This is a genomic window from Janthinobacterium kumbetense (assembly GCF_023703445.1).
In the GTDB taxonomy this organism is placed as follows: Bacteria; Pseudomonadota; Gammaproteobacteria; order Burkholderiales; family Burkholderiaceae_D; genus Janthinobacterium; species Janthinobacterium kumbetense.
This window is the reverse complement of the sequence record NZ_JAMQGR010000005.1, coordinates 240,399-255,185: the sequence shown is the minus strand read 5'-3', so window position 1 is coordinate 255,185 and position 14,787 is coordinate 240,399. Positions and strand designations below refer to the sequence as shown.

Genomic DNA, 14,787 nt, shown 5'->3' with positions numbered 1-14,787 from the left:
ATTAATGCGCATCCTTAGAAAGCGTGACGGCTGGCGAGCCAGGCGTCGCCGGCGTGGCGGGCGCGTCCGGCTTCGAGAAGAAGCCGCGCACCAGCACAAAGAACACCGGCACGAAGAAGATACCGAGGAACGTGGCCGTCAACATACCGCCCAGCACGCCGATACCGATGGCGTTCTGGCTGCCGGAACCGGCGCCGCTGGAAATAGCCAGTGGCAACACGCCCAGGCCGAAGGCAATCGAGGTCATCAGAATCGGACGCAGACGCAGACGCACCGCATGCAAGGTCGCGTCCAGCAGCGACATGCCCGATTCCTGCATTTCCTTGGCGAATTCGACGATCAGAATCGCATTCTTCGCCGACAGGCCCACCACCGTGAGCAAGCCCACCTGGAAGTACACGTCATTCGACAGGCCGAAGAACCAGGTGCCCAGCACGGCGCCAATCACGCCCAGCGGTACCACCAGCAGCACGGAGAATGGAATCGACCAGCTTTCATACAGCGCGGCCAGGCACAGGAACACGATCAGCAGCGACAGCGCGTACAGCTGCGGCGTCTGCGAACCGGATTCGCGCTCTTCCAGCGACACGCCGGTCCAGCTGAAACCGATGCCTGGCGGCAGCTTGGCGACCATTTCTTCCATCGCATTCATGGCGGCGCCCGTGCTTTGGCCCGGCGCCGGCGTACCCAGGATCTCTACCGACGGCAAGCCGTTGTAGCGTTCCAGGCGTGGCGACGCGTAAATCCACTTGCCGGTAGCGAAGGCCGAGAACGGCACCATCTGGCCAGCGGTATTGCGCACGAACCACTTGTTCAAGTCTTCCGGCAGCATGCGCGAACTGGCGTCACCCTGGATGAACACTTTCTTCACGCGGCCACGGTCGAGGAAGTCGTTCACATACGAACTACCCCAGCCAACGCTCAGCACGCGGTTGATTTCCGAGATCTGCAGGCCCAGCGCGGTAGCTTTCTGCTGGTCGATGTCGATCTTGTACTGCGGCGTATCTTCCTGGCCGTTCGGGCGCACGCCCACCATGGCCGGATTCTGCGACGCCATGCCCAGCAACTGGTTACGCGCCGCCATCAGGGCGTCATGGCCGACACCGCCGATATCCTGCAGCTGCATGTCGAAACCGGTGGCGTTACCCAGTTCCAGCACAGCAGGCGGTGCAAACGTAAACACCATCGCATCCTTGATCTGCAACAACTTGCCCATGGCGCGACCGGCCACGGCCGGCGCTTTTTGCGCCACGTCCTTGCGCAGCGACCAGTCTTTCAGGCGCACGAAGGCGATACCCGTATTCTGGCCGTTACCGCCGAAGCTGAAACCGGCGACGGCAAACACGGAAGCGACGTTGTCTTTCTCGCTGTTCATGAAGTGGTCTTCGACCTGTTCGATCACTTTCAGGGTGCGCTCTTGCGTGGCGCCCGTCGGCAATTGAATCTGCGTAAACAGGATGCCCTGGTCTTCTTCCGGCAGGAAGGAGGTCGGCAGGCGCATGAAGATGAACACTAGGCCGGCCAGCAACAGCACATACAACAGCATCGAACGGGCGCGGTGGCGGATCATGCTGCCGACCAGGCCCTGGTACTTGTTGCTGCTGCTATCGAAGCTGCGGTTGAACCAGCCGAAGAAGCCCTTGTTCGTCGCGTGATGGCCTTTTTCGACCGGTTTGAGCAGGGTGGCGCACAAGGCTGGCGTAAACACCAGCGCGACGACGACGGACAGCACCATCGACGAGACGATCGTGATCGAGAACTGGCGGTAAATCACGCCCGTCGAACCGCCGAAGAAGGCCATCGGCACGAACACGGCCGACAGCACCATGGCGATACCGACCAGCGCGCCCGTGATCTGCGTCATGGACTTGCGCGTCGCTTCCAGCGGCGACAAGCCCTCTTCGCTCATCACGCGCTCGACGTTTTCCACCACCACGATGGCATCGTCGACCAGCAAACCGATGGCCAGCACCATGGCGAACATGGTCAGCGTATTGATCGAATAGCCAAACGCGTTCAGGATACCGAAGGTACCCAGCAGCACGACCGGCACGGCCATGGTCGGGATCAGGGTGGCGCGGAAGTTCTGCAGGAACAGATACATCACCAGGAAGACCAGGATCACTGCTTCGACCAGGGTCTTGACCACTTCTTCGATGGACAGTTTCACGAACGGGGTCGTGTCGAACGCCACCTGGTAGCTCATGCCTTCTGGGAATTGCTTGCTCAGGTTGCCCAGCATGGCTTTCGCCGCATTGGCCGTATCGAGCGCGTTGGCGCCCGTCGCCAGCTTGATCGCCACGCCGGTTGCCGCATGGCCGTTGTAGCGGGCCACGGTATTGTAGTTCTCGCGACCCAGTTCCATGCTGGCCACGTCCTTCAGGTACACCATGGCGCCGTTGGTCGTGGTTTTCAGCAAGATGGCACCGAACTGCTCCACCGTTTGCAGACGGCTTTGCGCCGACACGGTCGCGTTCAGCTGCTGGCCCTTGATGGACGGCGTGCCGCCCAGCTCACCGGCCGACACTTCCGCATTCTGCGCCTGCACGGCCGTGATCACGTCCGCCGGGGTCAGGTTAAAGCTTTGCAGCTTGGCCGGATTGAGCCAGATACGCATGGCGTACTGCGAACCGAACAGTGTCACATCGCCCACGCCGGGCACGCGGCTGAGCGGATCGACGACGTTGGCGGCCACATAGTCGCTCAAGTCGGTCTGGTCCATCTTGCCGTTTTCGGAAATGAAGCCGAACACCATCAGGAAGTTCTTCGTCGCTTTCGACACGACCAAGCCTTGCTGCGTGACAGCCGTCGGCAGCAGTGGCGTGGCCAGCTGCAGCTTGTTCTGTACCTGCACCTGGGCGATGTCGGGATTGGTGCCGCTGGTAAACGTCAGCGTGATGCTGATGCCGCCAGTGGCATCGCTCGACGAGGCCATGTAGCGCAAGCCGTCGATACCCTTCATCTTTTGTTCGATGACCTGGGTAACGGCGTCTTCCACGGTCTTGGCGGAGGCGCCAGGATAGGAGCCGCTGATCGAAATCGACGGCGGAGCAATGCTCGGGTACTGCGCGATCGGCAGGCTGAGGATCGAAATCACGCCGGCAAGCATGATGACGATCGCGACCACCCAGGCAAAAATCGGGCGGTCAATGAAAAAACGGGCCATTAATATTCTCCTGAATTAGTGGGCGCTGGCAGCCGATGCTGCGGCAGAGGCGGCAGCGGCAGGCGCATCAGCGGCCTTGGCCGGCACGGCAACGGCTGGTGCGCCTGGCTTGACTTTTTGCAAGCCTTCCACGATCACGCGATCGCCTGCGGCCAGGCCGGACGTCACCAGCCAGTTGGTGCCGACGGTGCCGCTGGTGGTCAGAACGCGTTGCTCGACCTTGTTTTCCTTGTTCAGGATCAAGGCGGTTGCCTGGCCCTTCTGGTTGCGCGTCACGCCCACTTGCGGCACGGTGATGGCTTTTTCATCGACGCCCGTTTCCAGCTGGGCACGTACGTACATGCCTGGCAGCAATTCGCCTTTCGGGTTCGGGAACAGCGCGCGCAAGATCACGTTGCCGGTGGTCGGATCGACCGTCACGCCAGCGAACTGCAGCTTGCCCGGTTCGCTGTACTTGCTGCCATCCGGCAAGATCAGGTCGACCTTGGCCTGGCCTTCGCCCACTTTTTTCAGCGAGCCGTCGGCCATCTGGCGCTTCAGGCGCAGCAGGTCGGTGCTCGACTGGGTCACGTCGACATAGATGGGATCGAGTTGCTGCACGGTGGTCAGCGCGTCGGCCTGGCCTGCCGTGACCAGCGCGCCGGCCGTCACGGTCGAGCGGCTGGTGCGGCCGCTGATCGGCGCCGTCACGGTGCTGTATTTCAGGTTGATGTTCGCCGTTTCCAGCGCCGCGGTGGCGGACTCGACGTCTGCCTTGGCTTGCTCGAACGCAGCGACGGCATCGTCGTATTCCTGGCGGCTCACGCCTTCGATGGCGACCAGTTCCTTGTAGCGCGAGGCTTTCGGACCGGCCGTCAGCAGGTTGGCCTTGGCTTTCGACAGCGCGGCCTTGGCTGAATTATAGGCAGCCTGGTAGGTGGCGGGGTCGATCTGATACAGGGCCGTGCCCGCTTTCACATCGCTGCCTTCGACGAACAGGCGCTTCTGGATCAAGCCGCCGACTTGCGGACGCACATCGGCGACCTGGTAGGCATTCGTACGGCCGGGCAATTCGGCGCTCATCGGCAACGCGGCCGGATTAACAGTAAACACGACCACCTGTGGCGCTTGCTGCGCGTGAGGTGCTTCCTGTTTTTTACTGCAGCCGGCCATGATTACAGTGGCGCACAGAACGGCAATAGCGCCGCTCGTACGCGGCGACGTCAAGGAAAATGTTGGTTGCATCTTGGACTTTCTGAAAAAGAAGCTGGCTAGTGTCGTTAGAAATGACTAAATTTATTAACGCAGATCAAAGAATGAACGATCATTCTAAAATCGTCAAGCATCGTTACAATTGAAACATAGTAACTATCAAGCGAATTAAATTATCAATGAGGCAATGAAATGAAGGCAGCAACAGCGTCGGCACGCCAGCCAATTCGAACGGGAAGCGGGCCGGCGGCGGCAAAACGGCAAAGCGGGAAAGTTGGATTGAATGATTACTGTAGCAGGGTAATGCGTTTTTTGCTGAGACCGTGATCGCGTACGCAACACTGCCTTGCTCGCCCCCGCCCGGCCACGATGAATATTTACCAATGGTATCGAAAAGACATGCCGCGCCGGACGCGCTAGTATAGTGATCACGGCGTGGCAAAGCGGGGGCGCAACGATGACGGCACAGGCGCGAAACACAGGGCAGCACGATGGCGCGAGCGGCCCGGACGCGCCGCCGCTGCTGTCGACGGGCGTTGCCGGCCTCGACACCATACTCACGGGCGGCTTGCTGGCCGACCGCCTGTACCTGGTCGAAGGCGAACCGGGCACGGGCAAGACCACCCTGGCGCTGCAATTCCTGGCCGAAGGCGCGCGCAGCGGCGTGCCCGTGCTGTATATCGCCCTGGCGGAATCCGCGATCGAGCTGCGCGGTGCGGCCCTGTCGCATGGCTGGGACCTGGCCGGCATCGCCATCGAAGAAGTGGCGCCCGGCGACGACATCCTCCACCCCGAGCGCCAGTACACCATCTTCCACCCGTCGGAAATCGAACTGGCCTCGACCAACCAGCGCATCCTCGCCGCCATCGAAAAGCACCGCCCTGTCCGCCTCGTGCTCGATTCGCTGTCCGAACTGCAGTTGCTGGCGGAAAACCCCCTGCGCTACCGGCGCCAGGTCGTCGCGTTGAAACAATACCTGGCCAGCCGGCACTGCACCACCCTGCTGATCGACGACCGTTCCGCGCTGGACGACGGCTTGCAAGTGCGTAGCGTGGCCCACTGCGTGATTTCGCTGGAGCTGCAAAACCAGGCCTACGGCAATGACCGGCGCCGCGTGCGGGTGGTGAAATACCGGGGTGTGCCGTTTCGCAGCGGCACGCACGACTACAAGATTGCCCATGACGGTCTGGTCGTCTTTCCCCGCCTGGTGGCGGCCGACACGCGCCGCGACGGCGACCATCGGCGCCTGTCGAGCGGCGTGCCCGAACTCGACACCATGACAGGGGGCGGCCTGGAAGAAGGCATGAGCACGCTCATTTCCGGCCCGACCGGCAGCGGCAAGTCCACCCTGGCGGCGCAATTCGTGCACGCGGCCATAACGCGCGGCGAACCGTGCGCCATGTTCCTGTTCGAGGAAGCGCGCAGCAAGCTGCTGAACCGGGCCGACAACGTGGGCATGCGCCTGCAGCCGGCGCTCGATTCCGGCCTGTTGAGTGTGCAGCAAGTCGATCCGGCCGAGCTGACACCGGGAGAATTCGCCCAGGCCGTGGTCGACGCGGCAGAACGGGGCGCCCAGGTCATCGTCATCGATAGCCTGAACGGCTACATGCATGCCGTGCCCGACGAGCGCTTCCAGAGCACCTATCTGCATGAACTGCTCAATTACCTGGGCCAGCGGGGCGTGGCCACCCTGCTCGTCGGCGTGCAGCAAAACATGCTGGGCACCTCGATGACGACCTCGGCCGATGCCAGCTACCTGGCCGACGGCGTCATCATGCTGCGCTATTACGAAACGGAAGGCGAGGTGCGGCAAGCCATTTCCGTCTTCAAGAAGCGCGGCAGCGCGCACGAGCGCAGCATCCGCCGCTTCGAGATCAGCCCGCAGGGCATCCGCATCGGCCCGGCCCTGGCCGGCTTTCACGGCATCCTGTCGGGCTTGCCCACCATCGGCGGCACGCCCTTCCCCTAGGAGTTGCCATGGAGCAGCGTATCCTGATCTACGCGCCTGGCGGCCAGGACGCCGCCCTGGCCGCCAGGGTGCTCGCCGGCGAGGCCATCGCCAGCCACGCCTGCCGCTCCGCCGGCGAACTGGCCGAGCAGCTGGCGCTGGGCGCCGGCGGCGTGCTGACGGTGGACGAATCCTTGCCTGCCGGCGTGTACGCCGTGCTCGACGCCTACGCCCGCCAGCAACCGGACTGGTCCGATTTGCCCATCATCCTGCTGACGCACGCGGGCCTCGATTCCCTGCCTTTGCGGCAAGCCGTCGCCACCCTGGGCAACCTGACCCTGCTGGAACGCCCCGTACACATATTGACCCTGATCACCTCGGCCCACGCCATGCTGCGCGCACGCCAGCGCCAGTACCAGGTGCGCGAGACGCAGCGGCGCAAGGACGAATTCCTTGCCAGCCTCGGGCATGAACTGCGCAATCCGCTGGCGCCCATCAAGACCTCGGTGGCCCTGCTCAAGCACCTGTATCCCGCATCGGAGCAGGTCAGCAAGGTCAGCGGCGTGATCGAGCGCCAGGTAACGCACCTGACGCGGCTGGTGGATGACTTGCTCAACGTGGCGCGCATCACCAGCGGCAAGGTACTGCTGCAGCGAGAAAACATTGATTTACAGCAAGTACTCGACCATGTGATCGAACTGTGCCAGCCCGCGGCCGACAGCCGGCACATCAGCATCACGCAGACGTTGCCGCCGCATGCCGTGACCTTGCACGCCGACTATGCCAGGGTGGTGCAGATCTTTGCCAATATCGTGTCGAATGCCGTGAAGTTCACGCCGGAGGGCGGCCACATCCACATGACGGCGCGCCTGGCGCAAGGCTTGCTGCAGGTGACGGTCGAAGACAATGGCATCGGCATCGAGCCGGACGCCATCCCGCGCATCTTTTCCATGTTTGAACAGGGGCGCACGGTAGAAGGCCAGATGGCCAGCGGCCTGGGCATCGGCCTGAGCCTGGCGCGCCAATTTACCGAGATGCATGGCGGCAACATCGAAGCGTACAGCGACGGCCCCGGCCGCGGCAGCCGCTTCATCGTCACCTTGCCCGCCAGCGCCGGCGACGCCCAGGCAGCCGCCCCGGCCACGCCGGCGGCCGCCCGCAGCGAGTCGCCCGCCGGCGCTGGCCAACCCGTGCAAGTGCTGGTGGTGGACGACAACCTCGATGCGGCCGATGCCTTGCAAAGCCTGTTCCAGCTCGAGGGCTATGCCGCCAGTGTCGCGTATGGCGGCGCGCAAGCCCTGGCGGCCGTCGACATGGCATGGCCGCAACTGGTCGTGATGGACCTGGGTATGCCGGACATGGATGGTTATGAGGCGGCGCGCCAGATACGCCAGCGTGCGCAGGGGCGCGAAGTGCTGCTGATCGCCCTGACGGGCTGGGGAGAGGCGCGCTCACGCACGGAACAAGCCGGTTTCGACCATCACCTGACGAAACCGGTGGACTTCGCCGCCATCGCCGCCCTGCTGGAACAGCGCCTGGCGCGGCGGACGGGAGCAGCTACGCGGACAAAATAGCGTTTATTTCCACTTGCCGCGCAATTCCTGCACCTTTTGCTGCAACAGTTCCGGCGTGGCGGCCTCGGGCGCCACGGGCATGCCCACGGCCAGCGACAGGCGCGAGCGCAAGCCCGCCTTGAAGGCGCGCTCGAACAAATGGCCATTGCGATGGCTCAACAGATGCCCCCACAAGCCGCGCAGCGCCAGCGGAATCACGGGCACCTTGCTGCGCTCGACGATTTTCGCGATGCCGCCCTTGAATTCGCTGATCTGCCCCGTGCGCGTCAGCTTGCCTTCCGGAAAGATACACACCAGCTCGCCCTCGTGCAGCGCCTGCGCGATGTCGATGAAGGCCTTTTCCATGAGGAAAGGATCCTCCTTGGCCGGCGCGATGGGAATCGCCTTGGCCGTGCGGAAAATCCAGCCCATCAGCGGCATCTTGAAGATGCGGTGGTCCATGACGAAGCGGATGGGACGGGGGCTGGCCGCCATGATGACGATGGCGTCCACATAGCTGACGTGGTTGCACACCAGCACGGCCGCCCCTTCCGTCGGGATGCGCTCGCCATCGACGACTTTCACGCGGTGCACGGTCTGTATCAGTATCCACGCGAGGAAACGCATGAGGAATTCCGGCACCAGCGAGAAGATGTAGGCGGCCACCAGCGCATTCAGAATGGCGGTGACGAGGAACAGCTGCGGGATCGTAAAGCCTTGTCCCAGCAGCACGATGGCCACGCCGGCCGCCGCCACCATGAACAGGGCGTTCAGGATATTCATGCCGGCGATCGTGCGCGAAATGTGTTTCGGGTCGCAGCGCGTCTGGATCAGCGCGAACAGGGGCACGATGAAGAAGCCGCCGAAGACGCCGATCATGACGATGTCGAGCAAGATACGCGGCACGCCGGCCTGGCTGACGAACGCCAGCGCATCGACCACTTGCGTATTCGCATACGCATTGCTGGCGAAATACAGGTCGATGCCGAACAGCGACAGGCCGATGGAACCGAACGGCACCAGGCCGATTTCGATCTTGTGGCCGGACAGGCGCTCGCACAGCAAGGAGCCCGTGCCGATGCCGACGGAAAACACGGTCAGCAGCAGCACGAACACGCTGTGGTCGCCATGCAGGAAATCCTTCGAATACACGGGGAACTGCGCCAGGATCAGGGCGCCGTAGAACCAGAACCAGGAGTTGCCCAGCATGGCCAGGAAGACGGGACGGTTCTTGCGCGAAAAATTCAGGTTGCGGAACGATTCGGCGACGAAATTCAGGCTCACCTTCAAGTCCGGCTCGGGCGCCGGCGTGCGCGGCACGCGGTAGCTGGCGATGAGGCCGAAGACGGCCACGGCAATCGTCGCGCCCGCCACCAGTTCCACGCCCAGCGGCTTGTGCACGATCAACACGGCGCCGAGGATTTCGCCCAATAAAATGCCGACAAAGGTGCCCATCTCGATCAGGCCATTGCCGCCGACCAGTTCCTCGGGTTTGAGCTGCTGCGGCAGGTAGGCATACTTGACGGGGCCGAACAGGGTCGAATGCACGCCCATGCCCACGACGGCGGCCACCAGCAGCCACAGGGTATGCGTCATCCAGCCCGCGGCGGCCACGGCCATGATGGCCAGTTCCATCCATTTCACGAAACGGGCCAGGCCCGCCTTTTCGAACTTGTCGGCCAGCTGGCCCGCCGTGGCTGAAAACACGACGTAGGGCAGGATGAACAGGCCGGGAATCAGGTTGGTGATGGTGGACGGATCGAGCGTGGTCCAGCTCAGCGCATCGTAGGCGAGGATCACCATCAAGGCCGTCTTGAACAGATTGTCGTTGAAGGCGCCAAAGAACTGGGTCCAGAAGAAGGGCCCGAAACGGCGCTGCGACAATAAGGAAAACTGGCTGCTTTGACTCATGGCATGGGGAACTGGCAATTAAGGAATTGCTAAAATACAGCACTATCTTGCGCACGACAATCTGAATGTCGACATCTTGCTTGGCATCAATATGAAAAGCCCGCTCCGGCCCCATGCTTGCCTTGCCGCCGCACGCGCTTCCTGGCACTTGCCCTGACACAACAGAAATCGCTTGTTTCTTGATAATAAGGTAATGTGCGCATACATCGGGCGCCTTCGCCCTGCCCTTTCAGGAAAGCTGCCCCATGTTTGGATTGATCACGCTGTTCATCCTTGGCTTGCTGATTACCGCCTTCGTGCTGGTGCTGCAGTACCGCCGCAAGGTGGCGGATCTGGAATTGCTGACGGCGCGCCTGCGCAAGGAAGTCGACGGCATCCAGCAGCGCCTGCGGACGCTGGAAGGCCAGGGCGAAGCGCCTGCGGCTACGCCCGTCGTGCCCGTTGCACCCGCCGTGCCCGCCAGCGCGGCACCGGTGGCGGCGCCGACGCCTTTGCCGACACCCGCCCCCATGCCGCAAGCGGCCGCGATCAAGGTGGCCGAGGTGGCGCAGGTCGCGCCGGCAGCAGTGCCGGCAGCAGCCTCCGCAGCAGAAGCCCCCGTGGCGCCGAAACCGGCTCCGCCGCCCCCCGCCAAGCCCGCCCCTGCCGTCCCGAATACCCCGTCCTGGATCGCGCACCCGGACGGCCTCGTTGCCAAGGCGAAAAACTGGCTATTCACGGGCAACCTGGTCGCCAAGCTGGGCTTGCTGATCCTCTTCCTCGGCGTCAGCTTCCTGCTCAAATACGTGTCGGCCCAGGTCACGCTGCCCATCGAGCTGCGCCTGGCCGGCATCGCGCTGGCCGATATTGCCCTGCTGGCCTGGGCCTGGCGCATCCGCCTCAGCCGTCCCGGCATCAGCCTGCCGCTGCAGGGCACGGCGCTGGCGATATTGATGCTGGTCACGTTTGGCGCCTTCCGCCTGTATGAACTGATCCCGGCCGGCCTGGCGTTTGCCGTGCTGTTCGTGCTGACGGCGTTCACGTGTCTGCTGGCCGTGCTGCAAAACGCCGTCTGGCTGGCCGTGTTCGGCATCGTCGGCGGCTTTGCCGTGCCCCTGCTGGTATCTACTGGCAGCGGCAACCATATCGGCCTGTTCAGCTATTACGCGCTGCTCAATGCGGGCGTCTTTGCCATCGCCCTGAAACGCGCCTGGCGCGTGCTGAATGTACTGAGCTTTGGCTTTACCTTTGTCGTCGCCATCACCTGGGGCCTGCTGCGCTACTCGCCCGAACACTACCTGTCGACGCAACTGTTCTTGATCCTGTTCGTGCTGTTCTATATCGGCATCGCCATCGCCTACTGCGCGCGCCAGGCGCCGCGCCTCAAGCACTACGTGGATGGCACCCTCGTCTTCGGCACGCCGCTGGCGGCCATGGGCCTGCAGTACGGCCTGGTGCGGCACTTTGACTTTGGCCTGGCGTTCTCCGCGCTGCTTGCCGGCCTGTGCTACACGGGACTGGCCGTGGCGCTGTGGCGCCGCGCAGGTTTCAAACTGCTGGCCGAAGCCTTCCTCGCGCTGGGCATCGTGTTTGGCACCCTGGCCATCCCGTTCGCCCTCGACGGCCGCTGGACGTCCGCCGCCTGGGCGCTGGAAGGCGCGGGCATCGTCTGGGTCGGCTTGCGCCAGCGCCAGACGCTGGCCTGGGCCTTTGGCTTGCTGGTGCAGGGGGCCGCCTGGCTTGCCTTCCTCGGCGCCATGCTGGAACTCGATACGGCAGCGGCCCTGGACGCCAACATCTGGCTCGGCTGCGTGCTGCTGGCCGCCGCCGCGCTGGTGATGGCCTTCAACTTCCGCCGCCACGGCAGCCACTTGCATCCGGAGTTCATGAGCAGCCTGTCCGTGCTGTTCCTGACGGCCGCCACAGTCTGGCTGCTGGGCGGCATCTGGAGCGAAATCCTGCTGCGCACGGATGCCGCAACGCAACTGAACCTGCTCACCGTCAGCGCGCTGGCAGTGGCAGCCCTGCTGGCGGTGCTGGCGCGGCGCGAGCAATGGCATGCGCCGCGTGCCCTGCTGCTGGCCGTGCAGGTCCTGGCCGGCATGATCTTGCTCAGCCGCGCCAGCTGGGCCTGGGACCAGCATCCGGCCAACCTGTTCGGCGGCTCCTTCCTCAGCGCCCTGCTGCTGGGCGCCGCCGCCTTTGCCAGCGCCCGTTTCCTTGCGCTGCGCGCGCGCGGCGGCGACGAGCTGCTGGCCCTGGTGGCGCGCCCCCTGCTGGCCTGGAGCGGCTTGCTGTGGTTTGCCGCCATCCTCGTGCCCTTCACCAGCTGGCTGCTGCGCCTGATCGACGGCAACCTGGAGCTGCAAGCGCACGCGGGCGAACACTGGCTGGCGCTGTACCTGATCGCCGTCTGCGTCACGACGCCCGCGTTCGCCCTCCTGGCGCGGCGCCTGGTTTGGCCGCAGCTGCGCTGGATCAGCGTGGCCGCCTGGATTGGCCTGGGCTTGTGGAGCGCCAACCTGCTGCTGGCGCTGTACCTGCGCGATTACCTGCCGACCGGCTTGAGCTGGCTGGCTTTGGCCAGCGCCCTGGCGGCAGCAGAATACCTGCTGCTGGCCTGGCCGCAAGCGGGCTGGCAACTCGACGTGCGTGCGCTGCGCCTGCTGCATACGCTGCGCACGGCCGCGCCATGGTTGATGCTGTGGCCGCTTGGCGCCATCCAGGTCAGCGCCTGGCTGGCACAGCATGAAGGCAGCGTCAGCCCTGCCTGGGCCCGCTACTTGCCGGCCTGGGCCATGATGCTGGTGCTGGCCTGGCTGATCCGCCGCTGCCGCGCTGGCGCCTGGCCGGTGGCGCCGATTGCGGCGTGGTACCAGCGTTATCTGATACCGCTGGCGGCGGCATGGTCGCTGCTGCTGATCGCCGCATGGAACATTTTCGACGACGGCGCCATGGCACCGCTGCCGTACTTGCCATTGCTCAATCCGCTGGACCTGAGCACGGGTTTTGCCGTCCTGCTGGCCATTGCCAGCTACCGCTTGCTGCCGGCGGGCCAGTTGCCGCTGCCCGCCGTGTGGCAGACGCGCCTGCCCGTCGTGGCCGCGTGCCTGCTGTATGGCTGGTTCAACCTGATGCTGCTGCGCACGGTGTCGCAGTACCTGGGCGTGCCCTACACCTTTGACGCCATGCTGGCCTCGCAGTTCGTGCAAGCGATGCTGTCGCTGGTGTGGAGCGTGACGGCCCTGCTGCTGATGCGCCACGCGGCGCGCCAGCAGCGGCGCCAGCAATGGAGCCTGGGCGCCGTGCTGCTGGGTCTGGTCGTCCTGAAACTGTTCCTGATCGACCTGTCGAACGTGGGCGGCATCGAGCGCATCGTCTCCTTCGTGGGCGTCGGCTTGCTGATGGTCTTGATCGGCTACCTGGCGCCGTTTCCCAAGGCTGCCGCGCCCGCTTCAGCCGAACCGCAACAAGGAGCCGCATGAAGCCCTCATTGATCTGCTGCAGCCTGCTGGTGGCAGGCGCCGCGCTGGCCGCGCCTGGCCAGGACCGGCCACAGGACTATGCGTGGAGCATGCCCGTGCAGGTGCCGGCCGGCGCCGGCATCGTCCAGCTGATATTGCCCAGGGACGTCTACCTGCACGCCAGCTCGGCCAGCCTGGCCGACCTGCGCCTGTTCGACGCCGACGGCAAGCGCCTGGCCTACGCCATCGGCGCGCCGCCCGCGCAATCGGCCACGCAACGGACTGCCATTCCTGCCCGCATTTTCCCCGTGACGGGCGCGCCGGCAACTGGCGATGGCTTGCAAGGCATCGATATCCGCACGGCGGACGATGGCCGTTTGCTGTCGGTCAGCACGCGCGCCGGCACGGCGGCGACCACGGCGATGCTGCAGGCGCTGATCCTCGACCTGGGCAAGCAGACGCAAGACAAGCGCATCGCCGCCTTGCGCTTCACGCCGCCTACCCGCACGGACAATTACAGTGCGCAAGTGCTGCTGGAAGTAAGCGATGACCTGAAGCAATGGGACGCCATCGGCACCACCACCCTGAATTGGCTCAGCAACAGCGACACGCAAACCCTGGCCAACGACAGCATCGCCTTTGCGCCGCGCGCCTTCCGCTATGCGCGCCTGAGCTGGCAAGCGGGCGAACCGCTGGCCTTTGCGGCAATCACGGCGCAAGCCGTCAGCGAAACAGAGATCGCCCCAGCGCGCGCCTCCATCGTGCTGCAAGGCTTGCCCGGCAAGCAGGCGAATGAATGGCGCTACGCCACGCCCCTCGCCATTCCCGCCGACAGCATCGCCCTGCAATTGACGCGCAACAATGTGGTGCTGCCCGTGACCCTGGGCGTGTATCGCCAGAACAGCTATGTTCCCCGGCACCGGCTGCACCTGCGCCACCAGGCGCGTCCCGCGCAAGGCGCGTATTTCGATCCCCTGCTGAGCACGACGTTTTACCGCATCGGCCTCGATGGCAAGGAGAGGATCTCGGGCGACCTGGCCATGCCCGTGACGCAAACGGGCGAATGGGTGCTGCAGACGGCCACGGAACTCCAGCTCGACGCCAGCGATGCGCCCGCCCTGCGCCTGGGCTGGACACCGGCCACCGTCGTTTTCCTGGCCAGCGGCAAGCCGCCTTATCAACTGGCATTCGGCAACAGCAACGCCGCCGCCGTCGCGCAACCGCTGTCGCAGGTGGCGCCCGGCTTCAAGACGGACGAATTGCTGGCGCTCAAGACGGCCAGCGCCGGCCCGCTCCACCCCAACGGGGGCGCGGCGGCACCCGCACGCGCCACAAAAGACGGGGCACCGTGGCGCCTGGCCGCGCTGTGGGGCGCACTGCTGCTGGGCGTGGGCGTGCTGGGCTTCTTTGCCTGGCGCTTGCTGACGCAAATGAAACAGGAACAACAGGAACAAACGGAGCTGCAGAAATCGGGCCAACAGCAAACGGGCCAGCAATAAATGAGCCCGCAAGCAGTGGGCCGGCAAGCAATGGAGGATGGCGCAAACAGGCGCGGCCAGCGGCCAAACTAGCGGC

Annotated in this window: 7 protein-coding genes; 4 read left to right on the top strand and 3 right to left on the bottom strand. The window is 64.4% G+C overall.

Going from position 1 to position 14,787, the window contains the following annotated elements; translation table 11 throughout:
* Position 1: 1 nt before the first annotated feature.
* Positions 2-3,166, bottom strand: a complete 3,165-nt coding sequence (locus tag NCG91_RS16655) for an efflux RND transporter permease subunit (RefSeq protein ID WP_251350464.1) — start codon at positions 3,164-3,166, stop codon at positions 2-4.
* 15 nt (positions 3,167-3,181) lie between these two features.
* The gene (locus NCG91_RS16650; protein WP_099667035.1) at positions 3,182-4,390 is read right to left on the bottom strand and encodes an efflux RND transporter periplasmic adaptor subunit; all 1,209 of its coding nucleotides are present in this window, start codon (positions 4,388-4,390) and stop codon (positions 3,182-3,184) included.
* Between the two features lie 424 nt (positions 4,391-4,814).
* Here NCG91_RS16650 and NCG91_RS16645 point away from each other — a divergent pair, with 424 nt between their 5' ends.
* Both NCG91_RS16645 and NCG91_RS16640 read left to right on the top strand, forming a co-directional pair.
* Positions 4,815-6,326 (top strand): ATPase domain-containing protein, encoded by a 1,512-nt coding sequence (locus NCG91_RS16645; protein ID WP_251350463.1) that lies wholly within the window; start codon positions 4,815-4,817, stop codon positions 6,324-6,326.
* A gap of 8 nt (positions 6,327-6,334) precedes the next feature.
* Positions 6,335-7,879, top strand: a complete 1,545-nt coding sequence (locus NCG91_RS16640; protein WP_251350462.1) for a hybrid sensor histidine kinase/response regulator — start codon at positions 6,335-6,337, stop codon at positions 7,877-7,879.
* 3 nt (positions 7,880-7,882) lie between these two features.
* On the opposite strand, the gene NCG91_RS16635 is transcribed toward NCG91_RS16640, so the two are convergent.
* On the bottom strand, positions 7,883-9,769 hold the full coding sequence (locus NCG91_RS16635; protein WP_251350461.1) for an MFS transporter: 1,887 nt from the start codon (positions 9,767-9,769) through the stop codon (positions 7,883-7,885).
* 245 nt (positions 9,770-10,014) lie between these two features.
* Between NCG91_RS16635 and NCG91_RS16630 the strand changes: the two genes are divergently transcribed.
* Both NCG91_RS16630 and NCG91_RS16625 read left to right on the top strand, forming a co-directional pair.
* Positions 10,015-13,233 (top strand): DUF2339 domain-containing protein, encoded by a 3,219-nt coding sequence (locus NCG91_RS16630; RefSeq protein WP_251350460.1) that lies wholly within the window; start codon positions 10,015-10,017, stop codon positions 13,231-13,233.
* Entirely contained in the window at positions 13,230-14,711 is a 1,482-nt protein-coding gene (locus NCG91_RS16625; RefSeq protein WP_251350459.1) for a DUF3999 family protein, read from the top strand. The genes NCG91_RS16630 and NCG91_RS16625 overlap by 4 nt, the downstream gene beginning before the upstream one ends.
* Positions 14,712-14,787 lie beyond the last annotated feature (76 nt).

Bases quoted from the DNA above. Each gene is read 5' to 3' on its own strand.
- NCG91_RS16655 (WP_251350464.1), bottom strand. From the start codon at position 3,166: ATGGCCCGTTTTTTCATTGACCGCCCGATTTTTGCCTGGGTGGTCGCG.
- NCG91_RS16650 (WP_099667035.1), bottom strand. From the start codon at position 4,390: ATGCAACCAACATTTTCCTTGACGTCGCCGCGTACGAGCGGCGCTATT.
- NCG91_RS16645 (WP_251350463.1), top strand. From the start codon at position 4,815: ATGACGGCACAGGCGCGAAACACAGGGCAGCACGATGGCGCGAGCGGC.
- NCG91_RS16640 (WP_251350462.1), top strand. From the start codon at position 6,335: ATGGAGCAGCGTATCCTGATCTACGCGCCTGGCGGCCAGGACGCCGCC.
- NCG91_RS16635 (WP_251350461.1), bottom strand. From the start codon at position 9,769: ATGAGTCAAAGCAGCCAGTTTTCCTTATTGTCGCAGCGCCGTTTCGGG.
- NCG91_RS16630 (WP_251350460.1), top strand. From the start codon at position 10,015: ATGTTTGGATTGATCACGCTGTTCATCCTTGGCTTGCTGATTACCGCC.
- NCG91_RS16625 (WP_251350459.1), top strand. From the start codon at position 13,230: ATGAAGCCCTCATTGATCTGCTGCAGCCTGCTGGTGGCAGGCGCCGCG.